22 protein-coding genes and 1 tRNA gene are annotated in these 22,154 nt (G+C 70.6%); 9 read left to right on the top strand and 14 right to left on the bottom strand.

Features of this window, described 5'->3' with window-relative positions; genetic code table 11:
• Nucleotides 1-81: 81 nt before the first annotated feature.
• The 3 genes from ACGFNU_RS41540 to ACGFNU_RS41530 all read left to right on the top strand — a co-directional run bounded on the left by ACGFNU_RS41540 (nucleotide 82) and on the right by ACGFNU_RS41530 (nucleotide 3,348).
• Nucleotides 82-1,461: a PQQ-binding-like beta-propeller repeat protein gene (locus ACGFNU_RS41540; RefSeq protein WP_392602125.1), complete on the top strand. Its 1,380-nt coding sequence runs from the start codon at nucleotides 82-84 to the stop codon at nucleotides 1,459-1,461.
• A 230-nt stretch (nucleotides 1,462-1,691) separates the two neighbouring features.
• A complete protein-coding gene (locus ACGFNU_RS41535) occupies nucleotides 1,692-2,912 on the top strand; it encodes an acetyl-CoA C-acetyltransferase (RefSeq protein ID WP_392602124.1) in 1,221 nt (406 codons plus the stop codon).
• A 208-nt stretch (nucleotides 2,913-3,120) separates the two neighbouring features.
• Complete coding sequence (locus ACGFNU_RS41530; RefSeq protein WP_392602123.1) at nucleotides 3,121-3,348, top strand: DUF4287 domain-containing protein; 228 nt, start codon at nucleotides 3,121-3,123, stop codon at nucleotides 3,346-3,348.
• Nucleotides 3,349-3,574: 226 nt separating this feature from the next.
• Here ACGFNU_RS41530 and ACGFNU_RS41525 read toward each other — a convergent pair whose 3' ends face one another.
• The 7 genes from ACGFNU_RS41525 to ACGFNU_RS41495 form a co-directional block, all read right to left on the bottom strand.
• Complete coding sequence (locus ACGFNU_RS41525; protein ID WP_392602122.1) at nucleotides 3,575-4,360, bottom strand: Bax inhibitor-1/YccA family protein; 786 nt, start codon at nucleotides 4,358-4,360, stop codon at nucleotides 3,575-3,577.
• Nucleotides 4,361-4,497: 137 nt separating this feature from the next.
• Nucleotides 4,498-4,571: transfer RNA gene (locus ACGFNU_RS41520), tRNA-Leu, on the bottom strand.
• A 144-nt stretch (nucleotides 4,572-4,715) separates the two neighbouring features.
• On the bottom strand, nucleotides 4,716-6,002 hold the full coding sequence (locus tag ACGFNU_RS41515; protein WP_392602121.1) for a class I SAM-dependent methyltransferase: 1,287 nt from the start codon (nucleotides 6,000-6,002) through the stop codon (nucleotides 4,716-4,718).
• A gap of 32 nt (nucleotides 6,003-6,034) precedes the next feature.
• On the bottom strand, nucleotides 6,035-7,393 hold the full coding sequence (locus ACGFNU_RS41510; protein ID WP_392602120.1) for an NAD(P)/FAD-dependent oxidoreductase: 1,359 nt from the start codon (nucleotides 7,391-7,393) through the stop codon (nucleotides 6,035-6,037).
• Between the two features lie 320 nt (nucleotides 7,394-7,713).
• Nucleotides 7,714-8,532: a uracil-DNA glycosylase gene (locus ACGFNU_RS41505; protein ID WP_392602119.1), complete on the bottom strand. Its 819-nt coding sequence runs from the start codon at nucleotides 8,530-8,532 to the stop codon at nucleotides 7,714-7,716.
• 26 nt (nucleotides 8,533-8,558) lie between these two features.
• Nucleotides 8,559-9,590 carry an HAAS signaling domain-containing protein gene (locus ACGFNU_RS41500; RefSeq protein ID WP_392602118.1) on the bottom strand — a complete coding sequence of 344 codons (1,032 nt, stop codon included), beginning with the start codon at nucleotides 9,588-9,590 and terminating at the stop codon, nucleotides 8,559-8,561.
• Entirely contained in the window at nucleotides 9,587-9,922 is a 336-nt protein-coding gene (locus ACGFNU_RS41495) for a PadR family transcriptional regulator (RefSeq protein ID WP_392602117.1), read from the bottom strand. The genes ACGFNU_RS41500 and ACGFNU_RS41495 overlap by 4 nt, the downstream gene beginning before the upstream one ends.
• A 192-nt stretch (nucleotides 9,923-10,114) precedes the next feature.
• Between ACGFNU_RS41495 and ACGFNU_RS41490 the strand changes: the two genes are divergently transcribed.
• Nucleotides 10,115-10,870: a DUF2510 domain-containing protein gene (locus ACGFNU_RS41490; protein WP_392602116.1), complete on the top strand. Its 756-nt coding sequence runs from the start codon at nucleotides 10,115-10,117 to the stop codon at nucleotides 10,868-10,870.
• Nucleotides 10,871-10,878: 8 nt separating this feature from the next.
• Here the strand turns inward: ACGFNU_RS41490 and ACGFNU_RS41485 are convergent, their stop codons facing one another.
• Genes ACGFNU_RS41485 through eno form a run of 4 tightly spaced genes read right to left on the bottom strand, consistent with a single transcriptional unit; the run spans nucleotide 10,879 to nucleotide 14,234 of the window.
• The gene (locus ACGFNU_RS41485; protein WP_392602115.1) at nucleotides 10,879-11,820 is read right to left on the bottom strand and encodes an exopolyphosphatase; all 942 of its coding nucleotides are present in this window, start codon (nucleotides 11,818-11,820) and stop codon (nucleotides 10,879-10,881) included.
• Entirely contained in the window at nucleotides 11,817-12,413 is a 597-nt protein-coding gene (locus ACGFNU_RS41480; RefSeq protein WP_392602114.1) for a DUF501 domain-containing protein, read from the bottom strand. The genes ACGFNU_RS41485 and ACGFNU_RS41480 overlap by 4 nt, the downstream gene beginning before the upstream one ends.
• Nucleotides 12,414-12,464: 51 nt before the next feature.
• A complete protein-coding gene (locus ACGFNU_RS41475) occupies nucleotides 12,465-12,908 on the bottom strand; it encodes a septum formation initiator family protein (protein ID WP_392602113.1) in 444 nt (147 codons plus the stop codon).
• Between the two features lie 42 nt (nucleotides 12,909-12,950).
• Nucleotides 12,951-14,234, bottom strand: coding sequence for a phosphopyruvate hydratase (gene eno, locus ACGFNU_RS41470; RefSeq protein ID WP_392602112.1), 1,284 nt, complete (start codon nucleotides 14,232-14,234; stop codon nucleotides 12,951-12,953).
• Between the two features lie 157 nt (nucleotides 14,235-14,391).
• Between eno and ACGFNU_RS41465 the strand changes: the two genes are divergently transcribed.
• The 4 genes from ACGFNU_RS41465 to ACGFNU_RS41450 are packed head-to-tail and all read left to right on the top strand — an operon-like array spanning nucleotide 14,392 to nucleotide 18,517.
• On the top strand, nucleotides 14,392-15,441 hold the full coding sequence (locus ACGFNU_RS41465; RefSeq protein WP_392602111.1) for an ABC transporter substrate-binding protein: 1,050 nt from the start codon (nucleotides 14,392-14,394) through the stop codon (nucleotides 15,439-15,441).
• Complete coding sequence (locus ACGFNU_RS41460; protein ID WP_392602110.1) at nucleotides 15,438-16,241, top strand: ABC transporter ATP-binding protein; 804 nt, start codon at nucleotides 15,438-15,440, stop codon at nucleotides 16,239-16,241. The genes ACGFNU_RS41465 and ACGFNU_RS41460 overlap by 4 nt, the downstream gene beginning before the upstream one ends.
• Nucleotides 16,231-17,106: an ABC transporter permease gene (locus ACGFNU_RS41455; protein ID WP_392602109.1), complete on the top strand. Its 876-nt coding sequence runs from the start codon at nucleotides 16,231-16,233 to the stop codon at nucleotides 17,104-17,106. The genes ACGFNU_RS41460 and ACGFNU_RS41455 overlap by 11 nt, the downstream gene beginning before the upstream one ends.
• A 58-nt stretch (nucleotides 17,107-17,164) precedes the next feature.
• Complete coding sequence (locus tag ACGFNU_RS41450; protein WP_392602108.1) at nucleotides 17,165-18,517, top strand: sensor histidine kinase; 1,353 nt, start codon at nucleotides 17,165-17,167, stop codon at nucleotides 18,515-18,517.
• On the opposite strand, the gene ACGFNU_RS41445 is transcribed toward ACGFNU_RS41450, so the two are convergent.
• Together ACGFNU_RS41445 and ACGFNU_RS41440 are read right to left on the bottom strand one after the other, a co-directional pair.
• Complete coding sequence (locus ACGFNU_RS41445; RefSeq protein WP_392602107.1) at nucleotides 18,514-18,864, bottom strand: tetratricopeptide repeat protein; 351 nt, start codon at nucleotides 18,862-18,864, stop codon at nucleotides 18,514-18,516. The genes ACGFNU_RS41450 and ACGFNU_RS41445 overlap by 4 nt on opposite strands.
• 58 nt (nucleotides 18,865-18,922) lie before the next feature.
• The gene (locus tag ACGFNU_RS41440; protein ID WP_392602106.1) at nucleotides 18,923-19,789 is read right to left on the bottom strand and encodes an NmrA family NAD(P)-binding protein; all 867 of its coding nucleotides are present in this window, start codon (nucleotides 19,787-19,789) and stop codon (nucleotides 18,923-18,925) included.
• 78 nt (nucleotides 19,790-19,867) lie between these two features.
• Between ACGFNU_RS41440 and ACGFNU_RS41435 the strand changes: the two genes are divergently transcribed.
• On the top strand, nucleotides 19,868-20,266 hold the full coding sequence (locus tag ACGFNU_RS41435; protein ID WP_392602105.1) for a winged helix-turn-helix transcriptional regulator: 399 nt from the start codon (nucleotides 19,868-19,870) through the stop codon (nucleotides 20,264-20,266).
• Nucleotides 20,267-20,282: 16 nt separating this feature from the next.
• Here the strand turns inward: ACGFNU_RS41435 and nhaA are convergent, their stop codons facing one another.
• Nucleotides 20,283-22,145, bottom strand: coding sequence for a Na+/H+ antiporter NhaA (gene nhaA / locus ACGFNU_RS41430; RefSeq protein WP_392602104.1), 1,863 nt, complete (start codon nucleotides 22,143-22,145; stop codon nucleotides 20,283-20,285).
• Nucleotides 22,146-22,154: the final 9 nt, after the last annotated feature.

The raw sequence follows: 22,154 nt of genomic DNA, 5'->3' as shown, positions 1-22,154 counted from the left end.
GAGCGGCAGGCAGGCGCCGTCGCCTCACGGCTCGGCCATCCCCGTCCCTTGACACCCATAGCGCCCGCTGAGGAGCTACCCATGGCCTCGCACACTCGACGATCACGACACTCCGCAATCAATCCGGCACACATCGCCATGGCGGCGCTGCTGCTCGGGGCGGCGGCCTGCTCCAGCGGCCCCGGCACGAGCGGCGCGGCGGCCGCGCAGAGCGGCTGGTCGGGCAAGGGCGTGAACACGGTCAGCCGTCCCGTCACTGGGGCCGACGTCACGGCCGTGACGGCGCTGCGTCCCGACGGCTCGCTGGAGACGTCGGTGTTCGACCTGGCCAAGGGCCGGAAGTTGTGGACCCGCCCGGCCACGATGGTCGGCCGGCTCTCCGGGATGGGCGTCCAGCCGCCCGCGGTGGTCGACGCCGCGGGCAGCGGGGTCGTGGTCTCGCTCGAACCGCAGAAGACCGGCAAGTGGAAGGCGACGCTGGTCGCCCGCGACGCCCGTACCGGCGCGCAGAAGTGGGTCCGGCCGGTCGACTCGACGTTCGGTCCGGTGCGCTGCGGCGCCTACGTCTGCATGTCGGAGTTCACGGCCCGCAAGAGCGCCCGGTTCGTCGTCCTCGATCCGGCGGCGGGCGGCAGGCAGCTGTGGAAGATGGCGGGCATCACCGAGGTCGAGTGGGCCGATCCCGCCAAGCTCGTGGCGTTTCGGATGGCCAGGCATCCGACGCTGGAGGCCCACGACCTCAAGACCGGCAAGACGTTGTGGAGCTTCCCGGTCGAACGCGCGGTCGGCTCCGGCGTCAACCTCTCCGGCGGCTGGGCGTTCGGCTCGCTCGGGGACGTGATGGTCGGCTACGTGGCCCCGTACCAGCCGCGCAAGGGCACGCCGCTGTCCGCGTTCGGCTTCTTCGGCATGGACATGGCGACCGGCAAGCCGGTGTGGACGCGCAAGCGGCTGCTCCGCGTCTATCCCAGCGCCAATCCCTCCGTCGCGCTGATCACCCGCCAGGTCACCCCGGCCGGCGGCTACGGCGGCTTCGAGCAGCTCGATCCGCGAACGGGCCGGACGACCGGCACGATCACCGCGGACAAGGCCCCCGAGAGCGCCTGGTGGCTGGCCTTCCCGGCGGACCTGACGAGGCTCGGCTTCCTGTCGCAGGGCCGCGCGGGCGCCGCCTACGACCTGCGCAGCGCCGCCCGGGCCACGACCAAGGGCGTGCGCGCCTGGTCGTTCTGCACGGTCAATCCGGCCGAGCTGAAGATCACCGGGCAGCGCGGCTTCTTCCCGGTCGCCCCGCTGTGCGCCTACGACCTCTCCACCGGCAAGAGGATCAGCGAGCCCGGCCCGCCGCCCGGCTGGTACACGGGGGCCGTCAAGGGGTGGCGCACCTGGCGGGACGAGCGTGGCCTGCTGCACGCGATCAAGGACGCCAAGGGCACGACTCCCGGTATGTACGGCCTCTGATCCGGCACGGGCCGATGTGTGGCGCGGATCACAAGGTGGGCCGCGTCCGGCGGGGCGCGGGGGGAACGATTGTCGCGACGTGAGCAAGTGCCCGCTTATTGGACTCATCGTCCATAGGCTCCGGGCCCCGCCGTGTACGCCCGTCCCGGCAGCGGCTAGATTGCCTAGTGACCGGTGAGTAACACCGTCGCCGGGGACAGCCACCGGCCGCTCAGACAGGGAGATCCGACATGCCCGAGGCAGTCATCGTCGCCACCGCGCGTTCGCCCATCGGCCGCGCGTTCAAGGGGTCGCTCAAGGACCTGCGCCCGGACGACCTCACCGCCCAGATGATCACCGCGGCCATGGCCAAGGTGCCCCAGCTCGACCACACCCAGATCGACGACCTGCTCCTCGGCTGTGGCCTGCCCGGCGGCGAGCAGGGCTACAACCAGGCCAAGGTGGTCGCCACGCTGCTCGGCTGGGACAGCGTGCCCGGCGCGACGATCACGCGCTACTGCTCCTCCTCGCTGCAGACGTCCCGGATGGCGCTGCACGCGATCAAGGCGGGCGAGGCCGACGTCATCGTCTCGGCGGGCGTCGAGATGGTCAGCCGCTTCGCCAAGGGCAGCAGCGACGGCCTGCCCGACACCCAGAACCCGCTGTTCGGCGACGCCGAGGCCCGCACCGCCAAGGCGGCCGAGGGCGGCGCCGGCCTCTGGCGCGACCCTCGCGAGGACGGGTCGCTGCCCGACATCTACATCGCGATGGGCCAGACCGCCGAGAACGTGGCGGGCATCCGCAACGTGAGCCGCCAGGCCCAGGACGAGTTCGGCGTCCGCTCACAGAACCTGGCCGAGAAGGCCCTCGCCAACGGGTTCTGGGAGAAGGACATCACCCCCGCCACCCTGCCCGACGGCACGGTCGTGTCCAAGGACGACGGCCCGCGGCCCGGCACCACCTACGACAAGGTGTCGACGCTGCAGCCGGTGTTCCGTCCCGACGGCACCGTCACGGCCGGCAACTGCTGCCCGCTGAACGACGGCGCCGCGGCCGTCATCATCATGAGCGACGCCAAGGCGGCCGAGCTCGGCATCACCCCGCTGGCCCGCATCGTCTCGACCGGCGTCACCGGCCTGTCCCCCGAGATTATGGGCCTCGGCCCGGTGGGCGCCTCCCAGCGCGCGCTGGCCCTGGCGGGGATGACCATCGACGACATCGACCTGGTCGAGATCAACGAGGCGTTCGCCGCGCAGGTCCTGCCGTCCGCCGACGAGCTCGGCGTCGACATGGACAAGCTGAACGTCAACGGCGGCGCCATCGCGGTCGGCCACCCGTTCGGCATGACCGGCGCCCGGATCACCTCCACCCTCGTCAATTCGCTGCAGTTCCACGACAAGCAGTTCGGCCTGGAGACCATGTGCGTGGGCGGCGGCCAGGGCATGGCGATGGTGCTGGAGCGCCTCAGCTGACGTCCCCGGTGCCGGGTTCGTGACCGGCACCCCTTCCCACCTCGAACGGCCCGCGCGAGAGGCGCGGGCCGTTGGTTTTTTATATGAACGATCGTTACGTTATGAATGATCTACGTTACGTAATGGATAGGTCCCCGTTAGGGGGTTGTCACATCCTGGTCGCTGTTGCAGAGTCGGCAGGAAGAGCCCCGCTTCCTGGAGGTGCCAATTGTCTTTGAACCACTCGCCGGAGACGCACACCAAGCTGATAGCCCGCATCCCGCAAGTCACAGGACGTGACATCCCCGAGTGGTTCACCGCCATAGAGAACGGACCCGCCTTCCTCCGCTGCGAGGAGCGCTGCAACTGGCTCGCCGACGAACACGGGCTCTCGCACGGCTACGCGGCCGCACTGGTCCGCGAGCACGAGCGCACCCGCCGGGCGCGCCACTACTGACTTGAACGCCCCACCGGCCGGCAACGACGCCGGGCCGGCGGCGGCCCCCCACACAGACTTAGCGGGATCCCGCCAACGGATGGCCTCCGCAGTCCTACCGCTACGCGGTACGACCCTGGTGCCGAGATCCCGCAACTGATTCGCCCCCTGCCGGAGCCAAGGCCGGCAGGGGGCGAGTCACGTTTCTGGGACGCGGAACGCTCCGCTGGCCCGGAGGTACGAGAGGCTAGTCCCGGAAGTACGAGAGCAGCCGCAGGATCTCCAGGTAGATCCACACGAGGCTCAGCGTGAGCCCGAACGCGCAGTACCAGGCGAACTTCTCCGGCGCGCCGGCCCGCACGCCCTGCTCGATGGAGTCGAAGTCCAGCAGCAGGAAGAAGCAGCCGACCAGGATAACGATCACGCTGAACGCGATCCCGAGCGGGCCGTTCTCGCGGATGCCGATGCCCGAGTCGTTGAAGAGTCCGACGACGAGGTTGACGAGCATGAGCCCGACGAGCGCGAGCCCGGCGGCGCACACGAAGCGCGCGAACTTCGGCGTCACCCGGATGATCTTCAGCGAGTGCACCGCGAGCATCGCGGCGAACGCGAGCGCGGTGCCGATGACCGCCTGGAAGACGATCCCGGAGTAGAACGTCTCGTAGTAGTGACTGACCCCACCGACCCCGACGCCGTAGACCGCCGAGAACGCCAGCACGAGCGGCGCGTTGGCCTTGCCCGAGAAGCTGATGTACAGGCCGATGCCCAGCTGCAGCAGAAAGGCGACCACCGCGATCGTCCGCGCGGTCTGGACCGGCACGAACGCCCAGGTGAGCGCGCCGGTGGCCACCAGGGTGGCGAGGCTCAGGAAGCTGCGGATGACGACGTCGTCGTAGGTCATCGTCCGCTGGGCGGGGGGCGCGTAGGACGGCGCGTTGTACATGTCCTGGAGGTGCTGCGGAGGCGGCGCGCCGTAGCCGCCTCCCTGCCCACCGAAGGCATTGCCCCGGAACGCCGGGTTCCTGCTCTCCATTGCTGCCTCCACTCAGGCGAACTGGTCCGATCATTCTAGAGGCCGGGGACGCTTTCCGGCGCCTCCGGAGCGTGACGGCCTGGTATCGGGAAGATGGGCGAACGGCCGGCGCCCATGGAAAGGCGCCGGCCGTGATGTGCCCCCGGTCGGATTTGAACCGACACCTCTGGCTCTTTTAGGGAACCTGCCTCTGCCGTTGGGCTACAGGGGCGGCGCAATCATACCCACGCTCATTGGCGGTCCCACGTGCCGCTATTCGACCGAGACCGCATTTTCCGCCGAGTCGAGCCGCAGTGCAGGTCAGAGCACCCAGGACGGGGCAGAACGCCGGAATGGCGAGCGCTTCATCCCGTTATTACGGCGCGCCATCCGTATGGACCGCGAACGCCTCGACCATGGTTGTTCCTGCCCGTCCGTCGCGATCACGGCGAATTGCACAGATTTCATGGACGCCGACGCGGCCGCTCTCGCAGGCCAGTGCGGAGGCCGCGAGATAGAGCAGCCAGACCCTGGCCCGGCCCGCTCCCGCGATCTCGGCGCATTCGGCCCAGTGCCGCTGGAGGTTGGCCGCCCAGGCACGCAGCGTGCGGGCGTGGTGCTCGCGCAGCGCGCCCACGCCGCGCACCTCCAGGCCGGCCTCCTCCACCTCGCCGACGATCTCGGCGAGCGGGCGCAGCTCGCCGTCGCCGGGGAACATGTAGCTGGTGGTGAACGTCCGCCGGATCTGGTGCGGGCCGGGCCGCCGCACCGGCTCCTGGATCAGGAGCCGGCCGCCGGGCGCCAGCAGCTCGTACAGCCGGGGCATGTCCCGGCCCAGCGACTCAAGGCCGGCGAGCCCGACGATGGCGTCGTAGGGCCCGCCGCCCGCGGCGGCGAGATCGCGGCCGCGCGGCTCGACCCGGTCGGCCAGCCCGGCGGCGGCCGCGCGCTCGCGGACGTGGTCGGCCTGCCCGGCCGTGCGGGTGAGGCCGACGACGCGCACGCGATGCTGCTCGGCCAGGTGGCACGCCAGGGCGCCCCACGCGCAGTTGAGGTCGAGGACGCGGGCACCGGGGAACAGGCCGAGCCGGTCGGCGACCGAGTCGAGCGCGGTCCGCTGCGCCTGCTGGAGATCCACCGCGCCGTCCCACAGCCCGCTGCCGTGCGCCATCTCGCCGCCGAACAGCCGGGCGAAGAAGGCGGACGGGGCCTCCAGCGGGCCGGGTTCGGCGCCGTTGCCGCGCCGGCCGGACCGGAACTCCTCGGGCGGGGGCTTGGGCTCGGGGCCCACCGCGCCGAGCGTCACCGCCGTCCGGACGATCTCGCGCTTGTCGTCGGTGCTGAGCCGGATCGGCTCGTCGCCGCTGCGCATGACGCGCTGCACGGCGCCGAGCGCCGCGAAGACGTCGCCCTCGATGTCCAGCTCACCGGCGACGTAGGCGCGGGCGAGCCCCATCTCGCCGGGCTTCCACAGCAGCCGGCGCAGCGCGCGGCGGTGCCGGATGACGAACGCGGGCGCGGTGGCGGGCCCGATCGTGCTGCCGTCCCAGGCGCGGACCCGGATCGGCAGGTCGTCGGCCGCCGCCGGGCCGTCGCCGTCCTCGGCACCGAGCATGATCTTGGTGAGCAGCGGGGCGAGCCGGGAGGCCACACCGTCCTGCACGACGCGTGCTCCTCTCGGCCGTCCCTTGACACCTAGTCGTCGTGGCGCCGGCCGGCCGCGAGCTCGAACTCCCGCCGGGGCCGCTCCAGCGCGCCGAGCGAGACGATCTCACGCCGGAAGAACAGCGCGAGCGTCCAGTCCGCGGTGACGCGCATCTTGCGGTTGACCGTCGGCACCCGAGAAAGATGGTATGTGCGGTGCATGAACCAGGCGAGCACGCCCCTCAGCTTGATGCCGTACACGTTCGCCACACCTTTGTGGAGGCCGAGCCCGGCAACGGACCCGACATAGGCGTGCTTGTACGGCTTGCGGGGCTTTTCCCGCAGGTCGCGCACGATGTTGTCGGCGAGCACCTTGGCCTGCCGCACCGCGTGCTGGGCGTTGGGCGCGGTGAACTCGCCGGGCTTGGTGAGGTCGGGCACGGCGGCGTTGTCGCCCGCCGTGTAGACGCCATCGAGGCCCTCCACGACCAGCTCGGCGGTCGCCTTGATCCGGCCCTTGTCGTCGATCGGCAGGTCGCTGTCGCGCACGACCGGATTGGCCTTGACCCCGGCGGTCCACACCAGCGTGCCGGCGTCGAACTCCTCGCCGTCGCTCAGCACGATGTGCCGTTTCTCGGCGGACTTGAGCATGGTCTTCAACTTGATCTCGATGCCGCGGCGGCGCAGCGCCTCGACCGTCCACTCCCCCATCTCGGGCCCGACCTCCGGCAGGATCCGGTCGGCGGCCTCGACCAGGATCCAGCGCAGTTCCTTCTGGTCGATGGTCGGATACCACTTGACCGCGTCGCGGGACAGGTCTTCGAGCTCGGCCAGCGCCTCCACGCCGGCGAAGCCCCCGCCGACGAAGACGAAGGTCAGCGCCCTGCGCCGCGCCTCCTCGTCGTCGATCGAGGAGGCGATGTCCAGCTGGTGCAGGACGTGGTTGCGCAGGAAGATCGCCTCTTCGACGGTCTTGAAGCCGATGCCGCAGTCGGCCAGGCCCGGGATCGGCAGCGTGCGGGAGATCGACCCGGCGGCCACGACGAGCTGGTCGTAGGCGAACTCCCGCTGTTTCTCCCCCGCGTTCGCGGCGCCCGCCGGGCGCACGGTCACCTTGTGCGCGGCATGGTCGATCTTGGTGACGTGCCCGTTCACGATGGTGCAGCGTTTGAGCACCTTGCGCAGCGGGGTCACCACGTGCCGCGGCTCGATGTTGCCGGCCGCGGCCTCCGGCAGGAACGGCTGGTAGGTCATGTAGGACTGCGGGTCCACCACGGTGATCGTGACCTCGCCGCGCCGCAGGTCACCCCGCAGTTTCCTCTGCAGGCGCAGCGCGGTGTACATGCCGACGTAGCCGCCGCCGACGATGAGGATCTTCCGGGCAGTGTCCGATGTACGCAGAGCTGGCATATCCCTGGAGGTACCCGGATCTGCCCCGAATCACATGCTCGCTTCGGTAATCACGGACTTACATCAGTAATCAGGTGCTTACTTCAGTAATCACGCACTTGCTTCAGTAATCACGCAATCCAGGCGAACATCTTCGCCCTCTCCGGCATCTCACTGGATGTATCGCAAGAACGGCGGCGGGACAGGGCCCGACGGGGGCGCCAAGCGGCCGGATCGGACCGCGGGGGTGCGAAGGACGGTCCGTCCGCTTGGCCACGGCCCTGCCCCGCCGTTCGACCTGTTCAGGGGGTTCTTGCCGTTCCCCGACCGCCCTCTGGCCGCTACCGGCCGCCCAGGCCGGCGAGAGTGCGGGCCCGGGCGAAGACGGTGTCGAGCATCTCCTCCGTGACCCTGCCGGTGAAGGTGTTCTGCTGGCTCGGGTGGTACGTCCCGACCATCGCCACCGGGTCGCCCGCCGGGGATGTGATTTCGATCTCCACCCCGTGGCCGAAGGAGGGCCGGGGCCTCGGCAGCGCGTATCCGGCCTGCCGCAGCGCGGGCCAGGCCCCCTGCCAGGCGTAGCCGCCGAGCATCACGATGACCCGCACGCTCGGCGCCACCTTCTCGATCTCGTGCGTCAGCCAGGGCTGGCAGGTCAGGCGTTCGGCCGGCGTCGGCTTGTTGTCGGGCGGGGCGCACCGCACGGTGGCCACCATCCGGGCGCCGATCAGCCGTTGCCCGTCGCCCGCGTGCACGCTGGTGGGCTTGGCCGCGAGGCCGACCCGGTAGAGCGAGGCGAACAGCCAGTCGCCCGAGCGGTCGCCGGTGAAGACCCGCCCCGTCCGGTTGCCGCCGTGCGCCGCCGGGGCCAGCCCGATCAGCAGGATCCGGGGGTCGTCGTCGCCCCAGCCCGCGATCGGGCGGCCCCAGTACTCCTCGTCCGCGAACGCCCGGCGCCGCTCGACGGCCACCCGTTCCCGCCACTCGACCAAGCGGTCACAGGCCCGGCACACCGACTGGCGCGCGCACAGCTCGGCCAGATCGGGCGCCTTCTCCGCCAGCTCGACCACCTGCGCCGCGTCGTGCGCCACGGGCGTGTCCGGGGTGGCCGGGTCTTCCGGCCACCCTGTTCCCGGCGGTACGAAGGGTGCATTGGTCATGCCAGCGATCCTCGCATGACCTCAGGTCAGCGTGTCGGCGTGGAGGTGGGGGTGGGGGTGGGAGGCGAGGCGACCGGAGTGGGGTCGGCCGTCGGAGCGTCCGAAGGGCTGGGCATCGGGATGGCCGAGGGCCTGGGCTTGGGCGTGGGCATCGGGGTACCGGGAACGCACGAGGGGCCGGGCGTCGGCTCCGTCCCCGAATCGTCCTGCCGGCGGAGCGGCAACGGATAGGAATTGGTGATCGGGGGCTTGCTCCCGCAGCGCTCCAGCTCATAGCCGTATCCCTCGTAGGGAAGCTGCAGCGGGTAGCCGTCCTGGTTGTAGAGGAGGATGTCCTGGAGCGGCTTGCCGTCCTTGGAGTACGGGTAGAGGTTCGCGAGGTCCTGCCATTCCGCCGGCTGTGCGGCGGCCTCGGGCTCCGCCACCGCCACCTGCGAGATGTCACGCGAGGCCAGCTGGGTGAGGCCGAGATTCGCCTGGATGGCGACGAGGAGGGCGATCGCCAGGCCGTTGAGCCCGATGATCAGAACGCGCGGCGCGCCTTTCGCGTGCGCACGCGAAAGCCGGCCGAGGGCGATCGAGGCCACCACGAAGAGGATCAGGACCGCCCACTGGGCGGCGCCCCGGGGGCGGGTGTGCCAGTCGTCGTCCCAGAACCGCCAGAGCAGCAGGGCCGCGACCCAGGCCCGCACGATCCACCACACCGAGCGGAACTCCTTGAGGAAGCCCCACCCGGAGCGGAGGGCCGCGGAGTCGTCGACCTTCTCGCGGAGCCGGGCCTCCATCGACTGGAAGGTGCCCGCGGCGGTGTCGCGGACCGAGCGCCGGGTCCGTACCGTTCCGGTGCCGTAGGCGGCGCGGAGCTCGGTGGCGTACTCCACGGGGAGGCCCAGGCGGCTGACCAGCGGCTCGTCCGACTCGGCGGAGACCTCGGCGAGGTGATCCTCCAGATCCTCCAGCAGTTCGGCGCGGTCCGCCTCCGGAATGTCGGCGAGGGCGGCCCGGACGTCCCGGGCGTACTGCTCGATCTCTTCCTGCCTGTCGATCGGCGAGTTCATGGCGTCCCCTTGTCGACGTCGTCCAGAAGATCGTTCATGGTGTGCGCGAAGGCGGCCCAGGTCTTGGCCGATCCGGTGAGCTGGGCGCGGCCCGCGTCGTTCAGGCCGTAGTACTTGCGGTGCGGCCCCTCCTCGGAGGGGACGACGTAGGAGTTGAGCGCGCCGCCCTTGAAGAGCCGGCGGAGCGTGCCGTACACCGACGCGTCACCGACGTCGTCGAGCCCTGCCTCGCGCAATTGCCGGACCACGTCGTAGCCGTAGCTGTCGTTGCGATCGAGGACGGCCAGCACGGCGAGGTCGAGCACTCCCTTGAGAAGCTGGGTGCTGTCCATAGTGCGGTATACGGTACTACGCATTGCGCGGTACCGCTCAATAGCCGGTTCTAAATCGGGAACGGGCCGGATGTGGCGCGCGTCGCAGTGGCAAGTCATATCGCCCGCCTGGTCCCGACTCGATACGATGCGACTCGCATTGCCGGTCGGGGAGGCGGGTGTCCGGCGCACCGTGCTGAGCGGAGGCATGCCTTGTCGCAACCGGGCTGGTACCCAGACCCCTATGGCAGCGGCAGCCTGCGCTGGTGGGACGGGCAGAACTGGACGCAGAACCTGAATCCGCAACCCGCGACGCCGCCCCGGCAGGCGCTCCCGCAGGAGCAGCCTCAGTACACCCCGCAACCGCAGGGCCAGTACGCGGAACACCCGGGGCAGTACGGAGCGCAGGCCGACTGGGGTCAGCCGGCGGCTCCGCAGCCGCTCGACGCCATCGTGCGCGGGCTACACCTGCACGCCGACGAGCAGCTGGTCGGCTATGGCACCACCTCTCTCGCCTGGGGGCACGTCGAATGGGTCGCCTACTGGGCGGCGGTTCCCGCTGGTAGCGAATACGGCCCGCAGCCCGACGGCGTTCAATGGGTCTTCCAGGTCGGCCGCCATCCGTTCCACGGCGGGCCCAGGGTCGAGGTGGTCATGGAGCAGGAGGAGCTCTGGCTCCGGCTGGTCGAGATGTGCCGCCGCCTGGTCGAGCCGCGGCTGGTCGGCGAGCTCGCCCGCGAGGTGCGCGACGGCGAGTCGATCGACGTGGCGCAGGGGCTGACCGTCCATCCCGGCGGCGTCCGCGGCAACCGGGTCTCGCTGAGCTGGTCGGCGATCTCCGGCGCGACCCTGGAGAACGGCCGCGTCTGGATCCAGCAGGCGAGCGGCTCGGCCGCGGTGCTGTACGTCCCGCAGCAGAACCCGAACGCCGTGCTCATCCCCGCCCTGCTCGCCGCCCTCAAGCGGTAGCGCGCGCGTCAGGACAGCGACCAGGCGATGCCGTCGAGGATGTCGTGCTCGCTGACCACCACGGCGCCGAAGCCGTACTCGCGCATGATCCGGTCGAGGATCAGCGCGCCCGCGCCGATGACGTCGACCCGGCCGGGGTGCATGACGCCGATCGCCGCGCGCTCGGCCCGCGTCGCGTGCAGCAGGTTGCGGGTGACCTCGTGCACCTGGGTGGCGGTGATGCGCGACAGGTGGATCCGGGCCGGATCGTACTCCGGCAGGCCCTGGGCGATCCCGGAGATCGTCGTGACCGAGCCCGCCAGCCCGACGAGCGTGCGCGCCTCGTCCACCGGAACGGTCCTGCGGACCTCGGCGAGCGCCGCGTCGATGTCGGCGGCCGCGGCGGTGATCTGCTCGGGCGACGGCGGGTCGCCGTCCTTGAGGTGGCGCTCGGTCATCCGCACGCAGCCGATGTCCATCGAGCGGGCCGCCTCGACCGTGTCGCCGCCGAGCACGAACTCGGTGGAGCCGCCGCCGATGTCGACCACCAGATAGGGCCGGGCGGGACGCAGCGCGGCCAGCTCGCGGGTGGCGCCCAGGAACGAGAGCTCGGCCTCCTCGTCGCCGCTGATCACCTCGGGCACGACGCCGAAGATGTCGACGACGCCGCTGACGAAGTCGGCCCGGTTGTCGGCGTCGCGGGTCGCGCTGGTCGCCACGACGCGCACCTTCTCGGCCCGGTGCCGGTCGATGAGCCCGGCGTAGCCGCGCATCGCGGTGAACGTCCGGTCGAGCGCCTCGGGCGCCAGGCGGCCGGTCTCGTCGACGCCCTGCCCGAGCCGCACGATCTCCATGCGCCGCTCGACGTCGGTGAGCGACCCGCCGGAGCCGCCCGCGCCGTCCGGGACGATGTCGGCGATCAGGAGGCGGACCGAGTTGGTCCCGCAGTCGATCGCGGCGACGCGTGTCACTGGGCCTCCTCGGGGCCGGCCTCCGGATCGGGATCGGCCTCGGCATCGACACAGACGCAAGGGCCGGACCGCCACCATTCGGGCAGCGCGTCCAGGGCCTCACGGCCGAACGGGTTGACGCCGGGCACGGCGAGCTCGTGGCCGATCAGCGCGTGCAGGCACTTGACGCGTTCGGGCATGCCGCCGGCGCTCTGCATGCCCGCGGGGAGCGGCTCGACGCCGTCCTCACGGGTCGCCTCGTCGCGGCGCCGCAGGTAGTCGTCGTGCGCCACGGCGTACGCGGCCTTGAGGGACGGGTCGTGGGCGAGCCGTTCCTGCATCTCGCGCATCATCCCGCCGCCTTCGAGGGTGCCGATGGCCGAGGCGGCCTTGGGGCACGTCAGGTAGAAGAGCGTGGGGAACGGCGTGCCGTCGGGCAGCCGCGGCGAGGTCTCGATGACCGCGGGCAGCCCGCACGGGCACCGGTAGGCGACCCGCCGGATGCCGCGCGGCGCACGGCCGAGCTGGGCCGCGACCGCCCGCCGGTCCCGGGGGGAGGACCCCCCGGACGCACCGGTCACGGCGCCGGTGGCCTGGTCTGACTTGTTGATCATTTCCGTCCCCACCCGAGCCGTCCCGGCCGTGTCTCCCTGCACTCCAGGACGTCAGCGCGGTCTGTCCGCGGCCTCCACGGACCGCCAGAGCGACTCGTACCACGGCGGCCTGCTGGACCGGCCACCCTGCTGGTCCTGCGGGCCATCTCCCCCACCACCGTCAAGAACGATGAAGCACTTCTCCCCCGGGTTGCAATAGTGGAGTCTTCGCTTGGCTTCTCGCTCAATGTACGACTTATCCCCCAGTCGTTGCTTGCGTTGGGCGAGTTCTTCCACTTGCTCGCGCGCCACGCGTTCCTTGTGTTCGAGGTCGGCGATCTCCTGGCGCTGCGCGATGTACTCGCGCACGGGATAGGCCAGGCTCAGCGCGATCGCGCACATCACGATCGCCAGGATCGCGGCTCGGCTGGTCAGCGCGGGGTTCTTGCGCGTACCGCCGCCCGGGGAGGAGTCCTTGCCTCCCCGGACGGCCTTGCGGTCGTCGTCCTTCGCCAAAGCGGGCGCCCCCTGCCGGGTCGACGGCGGTACGTGCGGCGATCAGCCTTCCCGGGTGAAGCGCGGGAAGGCGGCGGCGCCGGCGTAGCGGGCGCCGTCGTCGAGCAGCTCCTCGATGCGCAGGAGCTGGTTGTACTTGGCGACGCGGTCGCTGCGCGCCGGGGCGCCGGTCTTGATCTGGCCGCAGTTGGTGGCGACGGCCAGGTCGGCGATCGTGGTGTCCTCGGTCTCGCCGGACCGGTGGCTCATCATGCAGCGGTAGCCGTTGCTCTGCGCCAGCGAGACGGCGTCGAGCGTCTCGGTCAGCGAGCCGATCTGGTTGACCTTGACCAGCAGCGCGTTGGCGGTGGCGGTGTCGATGCCGCGCTGGAGCCGCTCGGGGTTGGTGACGAACAGGTCGTCGCCGACCAGCTGGACCTTGCCGCCGACCGCCGCGGTGAGGGCCTGCCAGCCCGCCCAGTCCTCCTCGTCGAGGGGGTCCTCGATGGAGACCAGCGGGTAGGCGTCGACCAGCTCGCCGTAGTAGGCGGCCATCTGCTCGGAGGTGCGCTTGGTGCCCTCGAAGTCGTAGGACCCCTCGGTGTGGAACTCTGACGCCGCCACGTCCATCGCCAGCGCGATGTCGCGGCCCGGGGTGAAGCCCGCCTGGCCGATCGCGTCGATGATCAGGTCGAGCGCCTGGCGGTTGCTGGGCAGGTCGGGGGCGAAGCCGCCCTCGTCGCCCAGCCCGGTCGACAGGCCCCGGCTCTTCAGCACGGACTTGAGCGCGTGGTAGGTCTCGGCGCCCCAGCGGACCGCCTCGGAGAACGTCGGCGCGCCGATCGGCGCGATCATGAACTCCTGGACGTCGACGTTGGAGTCGGCGTGCGCGCCGCCGTTCAGGATGTTCATCATGGGCACCGGCAGGAGGTGCGCGTTGGGGCCGCCCACGTAGCGGAACAGCGGCAGCCCCGCCGAGTCGGCCGCGGCCCGCGCGACCGCCAGGCTCACGCCCAGGATCGCGTTGGCGCCCAGGTTCGCCTTGTTGGGCGTGCCGTCCAGGTCGATCAGCAGCTGGTCGATCAGCCGCTGCTCCGACGCCGGGTAGCCGACGAGCTTCTCGTCGATGGTCTCGTTGACGGCCCGGACGGCGTCGCGCACGCCCTTGCCGCCGTACCGCTCGCCGCCGTCCCGCAGCTCGACGGCCTCGAACTGGCCGGTGGACGCCCCGCTGGGCACCATGGCGCGCTGCTCGGTGCCGTCGGCGAGCAGCACCTCGACCTCGACGGTCGGGTTGCCGCGGGAGTCAAGGACTTCCCGGGCGAGTACGGCCTCGATCGACGACACGGGCAACTCCCTTGGTTCTGCTGCGGCTGATGGTTCTGAGCCTATCGAAGGCGGGCCCTCGTTACGGAACCGTGCCACACCTGCGACTTGACGAAGGCATTACCTACATTGTCTACTGTGACCATCAAACACACTTGATAAGTAGGGAATACTGACAATGCTCGGCAGATACCGCGGCCGGATCGCCGCCACAGCACTGATCGTCCTGGCTGGAGCCGGCACGTTGGGCGCCTGCGGCGACGACTCCGACGGCGGGAAGTCCGGTGCGCCCGCCGCGCTCAAGCTCGGCTACTTCCCCAACATCACGCACGCGACCGCACTGGTGGGCGTCGAGAAGGGCATCTTCGCCAAGCACCTGGGCACCGCGCCCAAGACCGCGACGTTCAACGCCGGCCCGGCCGCCGTCGAGGCGGTCTTCTCCGGCGCCGTCGACGCCACGTTCGTCGGTCCCAACCCGGCCATCAACGCCTGGGCCAAGTCCAAGGGCAAGGCGATCAAGATCATTTCCGGCGCCGCGTCGGGCGGTGTCGCGCTGGTGGTCAAGCCGGGCATCAAGACCCCGCAGGACCTCAGGGGCAAGAAGATCGCCACCCCGCAGCTGGGCAACACCCAGGACGTGGCCGTCCGGTACTGGCTCAAGAAGAACGGCCTGACCGCCAACAAGGACGGCAGCGGCGACGTCAAGGTCGTGCCGCAGGAGAACGCCACGACCCTGCAGACCTTCGCCCAGGGCACCATCGACGGCGCCTGGGTGCCCGAGCCGTTCGCCTCCCGCCTCGTCCTGGAGAGCAAGGGCGTGAAGCTGGTCGACGAGAAGACCCTCTGGCCCGGCGGCAAGTTCGTCATCACCCACCTGATCGTCCGCCAGGACTTCCAGAAGAAGCACCCGGACCAGGTGAAGAAGCTCCTCCAGGGCGTCGTCGAGGCCACCGCCTACCTCAACGACGACCAGGCGGACGCCAAGAAGGCCGTCAACGCGGCACTCAGCAAGCTCAGCGGCAAGCCGCTCAAGGACGCGGTGCTGGACTCGGCCTTCAAGGAGATCCAGTTCACCACCGACCCGGTCGCGCCCTCCCTCGTCCAGGGCGCCCAGCACGCGGAGGAGATCGGACTCCTCGAGAAGACCGACCTGAACGGCATCTACGACCTCGGTCCTCTCAACGAGATCCTCAAGACAAGCGGAAAGGCACAGGTCAGCGACAAATGACACAGGCCGTCCAGGCCGCCCCGAGCCGGACCGCGGCCGCGGTACGGCTCGACGGCGTGTCCAAAGCATTCGGTTCCGGCACCTCGGCGCTGCTGGCGCTCGACAACGTCTCGCTGGACGTCGCGCCGGGCGAGTTCGTCTGCCTCCTCGGCGCGTCCGGCTGCGGCAAGAGCACCCTGCTCAATCTGGTCGCCGGCCTCGACGAGCCGACCGCCGGAACGATCGACATCGACGGCGCCCGGGTCGCGCTCATGTTCCAGGAGCCGGCGCTGTTCCCGTGGCTGAACGTCACCGCCAACATCGAGCTGGCGCTCAAGATGCGCGGGGTGCCCCGCGCGCAACGCCGGTCCCGCGCCGGTGAGCTGCTCGACTCGGTGCACCTGGGCGACTTCGCCAAGAAGCGGCCCCACCAGCTCTCCGGCGGCATGCGGCAGCGGGTCGCGCTGGCCCGCGCCCTGGCCCTCACGGTCGACGAGACCGACAGCGGGCAGGGCACCGTCATGCTGATGGACGAGCCGTTCGGCGCGCTCGACGCCATGACCCGCGACCTCCTGCACGACGAGATCGAGCGGATCTGGCGCGAGCGCGGCCTGACCGTCCTGTTCGTGACGCACAACGTCCGCGAGGCCGTCCGCCTCGGTGACCGCGTCGTCCTCCTCAGCAGCCGTCCCGGCCGCGTCGTCGAGGAGTTCCCCGTGCCGATGGCACGGCCGCGGCGCATCGACTCGCCCGAGGTCGCGTCCCTCGCCGCCACCATCACCGACCGGCTGCGCGCGGAAGTGAGTCGTCATGGCGCTTGACATCGGCAAGAAGAGCCGGCCCGAGCTGGAGAGGCAGATCGCCGGGCTGGACGCCCTGGAGCTGACCACCGGCTCGCGGCGCAACCCGCTGCTGCGCTTCTGGTCGGCCCTCTGGCCCATGCTCACCGCGGTCGCCATCGCGCTCGCCGCGTGGCAGGCCGTGGTGATGAGCGGCTGGAAGGAACGCTACGTCCTGCCCGGCCCGACGGACATGGCGCCCGACTTCGTCGACCAGATCACCAGCGGCTCGTTCTGGGAGGCCGTCGGGCTGACCATGCAGCGGGCCGTCATCGGGTTCGCCCTGTCCATCGTGATCGGCGTGGCGATCGGCGTCGCGGTGTCGCAGTCGCGCATCATGCGGCGGGCGTTCGGCTCGCTGATCACCGGCCTGCAGACCATGCCGTCGATCGCGTGGTTCCCGCTGGCGATCCTGCTGTTCAAGCTCAGCGAGAGCGCGATCCTCTTCGTCGTGGTGCTCGGCGCCGCCCCGTCGATCGCCAACGGGCTGATCGCCGGCGTCGACTACACCCCGCCGATCCTGCTGCGCGCCGGCAAGGTCATGGGGCTGCGCGGCCTCGACTTCTACCGGCACCTGATCATGCCGGCCTCGCTGCCCTCGTTCGTGGCGGGGCTCAAGCAGGGCTGGGCGTTCGCGTGGCGCAGCCTGATGGCCGGCGAGCTGCTGGTCATCATCGGCGACACCACGTCGCTCGGGGTCCTGCTGTCCCAGGCCCGCGAGCTGAACGACACCCCCGCCATGATCTCCTTCATGATCATGATTCTGATCATCGGCATCCTCATCGACCAGCTCTTCGGCGTGGTCGACCGGGCCATCCGCACCCGCTGGGGCCTCGACTCCGGCTGACAGAGTTTGACCCGCCGACCGGGTGGCATTTGCCCAGCTCAGGGAAGTAACCAGCGCGATGAACGCGCTGTGGCGATGGATCCGGCGAGAGCCCGAGATCCGGGTCCGGGTCACGGTCTCGGCCGTGCTCGTCTCCGGGCTGTTCTCCCTCGCCCTCTACGTGGCGGTGATGACGATGGTCCGCCAGGAGGAGGTGAGCGACCGCGAACGGATCCTGGCCCGGACCGGACGCCGCGTGGCCGCCCTCGTCCGCATGGACAAGCTGACCGAGAGCACCATCACGGGCAACGTGGACCTGGTCCAGGTCGTCGACTCCCGCCGTCGCGTGCTCGCGGCCACCCCGGGGATGAAGGGCCGGCCCGCGGTCGACTTCCCCCCGCCCGCCGCCGACGACGACCGGCGCGACGGCGTCACCTGCCGGAAGGACGGCTGCTATCTGACAGTCGCCATACGGGCCGACGACCGTGCCGACCCGAGGGTGGTGTACTCGCTGGCCCGCCGCCCGGGCCTGATGCCCGATCCCCTGCTCGGCACGATCCTCACGCTCTGCGTCCCGCTCATCGCGGGCCTGATCGGCTACGGCACCTGGCGGTCGGCGGGCCGCGCGCTCCAGCCGGTGAACGAGATCCGCCGCGAACTCGATGAGATCACCGCGTCCGACCTCGAACGCCGCGTCCCCGTACCGCCCCGCGACGACGAGATCGCCCGCCTCGCCAGGACCGTCAACGCCACCCTCGATCGGCTGGAAGGCGCCGTCGCCAAGCAACGAGCGTTCGTCTCCGACCTCTCGCACGAGCTGCGCAGCCCCCTCACCGGCCTGCGCACCGAACTCGAACTCGCGCTCTCCGACCTGGACGCGACCGACGTCCCCGAGACCCTCCAGGCCATCCTGCGGAACGCCGAACGCCTCCACGCCGTCGTCGACGACCTCCAGGCCCTGGCCCGCCTGGACTGCCAGGCGGGCCTCAAACGCGAGTCCGTCGACCTGCACGCCCTCGCCGACCAGGAGATCCTCCGCCGCCCCCGCCGCTCCAAGGTCACCATCGACGGCGACGACACCGTGGTCATCCAAGGCGGCCGCAACGAACTCGCCCGCCTCTTCGCCAACCTCATCGACAACGCGGACCGCCACGCGACGTCCACCCTGACCGTCACCGTCCGGAACGTCCCTCACGGAGCCCGGGTCGAAGTCATCGACGACGGCCCCGGCATCGCCCCGGGCGACCGCGAGCGCGTCTTCGAACGCTTCGCCCGCCTGGCCGACGGCGTCCACCGCGACGCCGGCGGCACCGGCCTGGGCCTCTCCATCGCCCGCGACATAGCCGCCGCCCACGGCGGCACCCTCACCATCACCGACCGCGAAGACGAAACCGAAGGCGCCCGCTTCCTCCTGGACCTCCCCAGGAGTTAGGCGAGGTTGGCGGCGGTGACGGAGACCTCGATCTCGGTCGACGTGTCGGCGCCCATGGCCTGGGCCAGCTTGCGGTAGCGGGCGGCCTCGTCGTGGCGGGACTGGCGCTCCAGGGAACGGGCGAGCGCCTCGTACGCCCAGCCGTTGCCGGGGTCGAGCTCGACCAGGCGGGCGAAGGTCTCCTCGGCGCGGCCCAGCTGGGCGCTGTGGAAGTAGGCCCGGCCGAGCAGCTCGACGACCGCGCGGTTGGACGGGTCGCCGGCCACGATCGGAGCCAGGAGCTGCGCGGCCGAGATGTAGTCCTTCGCGTCGAAGAACATCGTCGCGCGCTGGTAGTCCTCGTACATGTGGCCTCCTTTGGAACGGCCCGTACAACCGGTCGGTGGGGTGTTTTGTTCCCCCTGGTCAGGGCGTTGATATGGCCTGGGCGATGGTCTCCCGGACGGGGCGCGGGCCGGTTCCCAGAAGGGTGGCCAGGTCGGTGTCGTGGCCTTTGAGGGTGCCCGCGTTGATGTTGGAGAACAGGGAGAGCGTGTGGTTGATCTGGTAGGGCTCCAGGCCGAGGCCCGTCAGCGCCGCGCGGGTTTCGGAGAGGGAGACGGACTGGTATTCGACCTGGCGTCCGAGCGCCTCGGCCAGGATCTCGGCGATGTCCTTGCCGCCGATCGTGGTGACGCCTTCGAGTTCGTAGGTCTTGCCGGCGTGCCGGCTCCGGTGGTTCGCCGCGAGATCACGCTGGGTCTCGGCCGCGACGCGTACGGCCACGTCGGCTAGGTCCTCCCTGGCCACGACCGAGGCCCGGCCGCTGCCGAGGGGTGCCGCGAAGACGCCGGTGTCGGCTGCCGGGCCCGCGCCCATGGCGGCCAGACCAGCCGGTATCTCGGCGTACAGGCCGTTGCGCAGGATGGTCACGTCGAAGGGGCCGTCGGCAAGGCGTGCCTCCGTCCAGCGATGCGGGAGCGCGATGCTCATGAAGTCGCCCGAGCCGGCGAGGCTGGTGTAGATCACATGCCGGACCCCGGCCCGCGCCGCGGCGTCGGCGACGGCGTCATGGCGGGCGATCACGACGTCGTCCTCGGCGTATCCGGCCGAGACGAAGACCAGCACATCGATGTCCTTGAAACCCTCGGCCAGAGTCTCCGGCTCGTCGAAATCGATCCGGCGGGCGGTGACGCCGTCACCTGAGCGAGTGCCCGCCACCACATCGCGGCCGGACAGGCCTTTAAGGATCAGGCCGCCGAGCCCTCCGGACACACCGGTGACGAGAATCATCAGGACACTCCTTACGTTGATCAGAACGACGGAATCGAGCATCCGCGCTCATCGGCGCGGCCGTAAGGAGGCACTTCCGTGTCGGTCACGAACATGCCCGTAAGTCCCCAGGTCCTCGGGCCGTGCGGCGATGACGACTGCGGCATCCGCGAGCTGCTCGACCGGATCGGCGACCGGTGGACCGTGCTGGTGCTCGTGGAGCTGTCCAAGGGCGTACGTCGGTTCCGCGAGCTGGAGAGGGCGATCCCAGGGATCTCGCAGCGCATGCTGACGCTGACCACGAAACGGCTGTGCCGGGACGGCCTCGTCGAGCGAAACGCTTATCCGACCATTCCGCCGCAGGTGGATTACCGTCTCACGGAGATGGGACGCAGCCTCGCCCAGACCATCGTGACGTTGGCTGATTGGTCGCGGGAGCACAAGGGCGCTATCGGCGAAGCTCGGCAACGCTGGGACGCCGAGCACCCCGAGATGTAGGCGGATACTGCTACTGCTACTGCTGCGGAATGCGGCATTGGTCGCTGCCCAGGGCGGCGTCTATGGCGGCGCTGAACGAGTCGAAGTCGTAGTCCCCCTCGTACATCGTCCCGTTGATGAAGAAGGCCGGAGTGCCCATGACGCCGCTGCGCTCGCCTGATTCGCGGTCGGCGTTGACGCGGGCGCGGTGGTCCTCGACGTCGGTCCAGGGGTCGAAGCCGAGTTCGGCGGCGTAGCGGGTGAGGTCCTCGTCGGTGAGGGCGAGCTGGTTGCGGAAGAGCTCGTCGTGCATCTCCCAGAAGAGGCCGTGGTCGGCGGCGGCCTCGGCTACCAGCGCGGCGGGGACGGCCCGCGGGTGGATCTCGCGCAACGGGAAGTGGCGGAAGACGAGGCGCAGGTCGTCGCCGTAACGTTCACGTAGGCGGAGCAGGGTCTTTTCCGCCTTCCCGCAGTACGGGCACTCGAAGTCGGCGTACTCGACGACGGTGACGGGGGCGGCCGCGGGGCCGCGGGCATGGTCGGCGGCGGTAACGGGCGGCAGAGGGTCGGGGCTCACATCGCGTTCGTCGGGCAGGCGCGGCGGCGCGCAGACGGCGCCGCGGTCCCAGGCGAGGCGGAAGACCAGCCAGCCGAACCCGGCCGACAGGAGGGACCCCGCGATGATTCCGATCTTGGCTTGGCTCTGGAGCGCCTGATCGGCGAACGCGAGGTCGGTGATGAACAGCGACACGGTGAAGCCGATGCCCGCGACGGCGGCGCCCCCGAAGATCTGGCCCCAGACCAGGTTGCCCGGCAGGTCGCCCCAATTGAGGCGCAGCGGGATCCACGTGCCGAGCACGACCCCGGCGAACTTGCCGAGGAGGAGGCCGAGGGCGATGCCGATGGTGATCGGCGAGGTCGCCGCGCGACGGAGCGTCTCGGCGTCCAGCCGCACCCCCGCGTTCGCCAGGGCGAAGATCGGCACGATGACGTAGCTCGTCCACGGGTGCAGGCGGAGCTGGAGCCGGTCGTTCACCGACACCGTCCGCCGCACGCTGCGGGTCGCCTCGCGTTCGAGCTCGGGGGTCGGGTCGCGGGACAGCGCCTGGACGAGCTCGCCCGCACGCAGCAGCTTGTGCTCGCTCGGCGCGTACACCACCACGAGCCCGCCCAGGACGATCCCGGCGAGCGTGGGGTGGACGCCGCTTTCCACCATGGCCACCCATACCCCGAAGCCGAGCAGCACGTACGCGGGCGCCCGCCAGATGTAGAGCCAGCGCAGCGCCATGATGAGGCCGATGAGCGCGAACGCGGCCAGCAGCGCGGGCACCGACACGTCCTCGGTGTAGAAGAGCGCGATCACCAGGATCGCGCCGACGTCGTCCACGACCGAGAGCGTGAGCAGGAACGCGCGGAGCGGCTCCGGGCAGCGCGTGCCGATGACCGCCAGCAGCCCGAGCACGAACGCGGTGTCGCTGGCGATGGGGATGCCCCAGGCCGCCGCGCCCGCGCCGCCCGCGTTGGCGGCGTAGTAGATCAGGGCGGGCAGGACCATCCCGCCGAGCGCGGCCGCCATCGGGACGGCGATCAGCCGCCGGTCGCGCAGCTGCCCGACCTTGACCTCGCGGCTGATCTCCAGCCCTATGACGAAGAAGAACACCGCCATCAGGCCGTCGTTGACCCAGTGCTGCAAGCTCAGCGCGAACGAATGTTCCCCGAAGCGCAGTGACAGGTCGGTGTGCCAGAACGTCTCGTAGGTGTCGTCCCAGGGCGAGTTGGCCCAGGCCAGACCGGCCAGGGTGGCGGCCAGCAGCACCAGCGTGCCGGCCGTCTCCGTCGCCAGGAACAGGCGCAGGGCGTCGGGGACGACCCGCGCGGCCATGGACCGCTCAGGTGCCACGTCAGCGCC

It is taken from the genome of Spirillospora sp. NPDC048911 (genome assembly GCF_043198015.1).
In the GTDB taxonomy this organism is placed as follows: domain Bacteria; phylum Actinomycetota; class Actinomycetes; order Streptosporangiales; family Streptosporangiaceae; genus Spirillospora.
Note: the sequence above shows the minus strand (reverse complement) of the source record. Positions and strands in the feature narration are given on the sequence as shown.

Bases quoted from the DNA above. Each gene is read 5' to 3' on its own strand.
- ACGFNU_RS41535 (WP_392602124.1), top strand. From the start codon at position 1,692: ATGCCCGAGGCAGTCATCGTCGCCACCGCGCGTTCGCCCATCGGCCGC.
- ACGFNU_RS41505 (WP_392602119.1), bottom strand. From the start codon at position 8,532: ATGACCAATGCACCCTTCGTACCGCCGGGAACAGGGTGGCCGGAAGAC.
- ACGFNU_RS41440 (WP_392602106.1), bottom strand. From the start codon at position 19,789: ATGATTCTCGTCACCGGTGTGTCCGGAGGGCTCGGCGGCCTGATCCTT.
- ACGFNU_RS41510 (WP_392602120.1), bottom strand. From the start codon at position 7,393: ATGCCAGCTCTGCGTACATCGGACACTGCCCGGAAGATCCTCATCGTC.
- ACGFNU_RS41455 (WP_392602109.1), top strand. From the start codon at position 16,231: ATGGCGCTTGACATCGGCAAGAAGAGCCGGCCCGAGCTGGAGAGGCAG.
- ACGFNU_RS41465 (WP_392602111.1), top strand. From the start codon at position 14,392: ATGCTCGGCAGATACCGCGGCCGGATCGCCGCCACAGCACTGATCGTC.
- ACGFNU_RS41480 (WP_392602114.1), bottom strand. From the start codon at position 12,413: ATGATCAACAAGTCAGACCAGGCCACCGGCGCCGTGACCGGTGCGTCC.
- ACGFNU_RS41495 (WP_392602117.1), bottom strand. From the start codon at position 9,922: ATGGACAGCACCCAGCTTCTCAAGGGAGTGCTCGACCTCGCCGTGCTG.
- ACGFNU_RS41445 (WP_392602107.1), bottom strand. From the start codon at position 18,864: ATGTACGAGGACTACCAGCGCGCGACGATGTTCTTCGACGCGAAGGAC.
- ACGFNU_RS41460 (WP_392602110.1), top strand. From the start codon at position 15,438: ATGACACAGGCCGTCCAGGCCGCCCCGAGCCGGACCGCGGCCGCGGTA.
- ACGFNU_RS41450 (WP_392602108.1), top strand. From the start codon at position 17,165: ATGAACGCGCTGTGGCGATGGATCCGGCGAGAGCCCGAGATCCGGGTC.
- ACGFNU_RS41500 (WP_392602118.1), bottom strand. From the start codon at position 9,590: ATGAACTCGCCGATCGACAGGCAGGAAGAGATCGAGCAGTACGCCCGG.
- ACGFNU_RS41525 (WP_392602122.1), bottom strand. From the start codon at position 4,360: ATGGAGAGCAGGAACCCGGCGTTCCGGGGCAATGCCTTCGGTGGGCAG.
- ACGFNU_RS41540 (WP_392602125.1), top strand. From the start codon at position 82: ATGGCCTCGCACACTCGACGATCACGACACTCCGCAATCAATCCGGCA.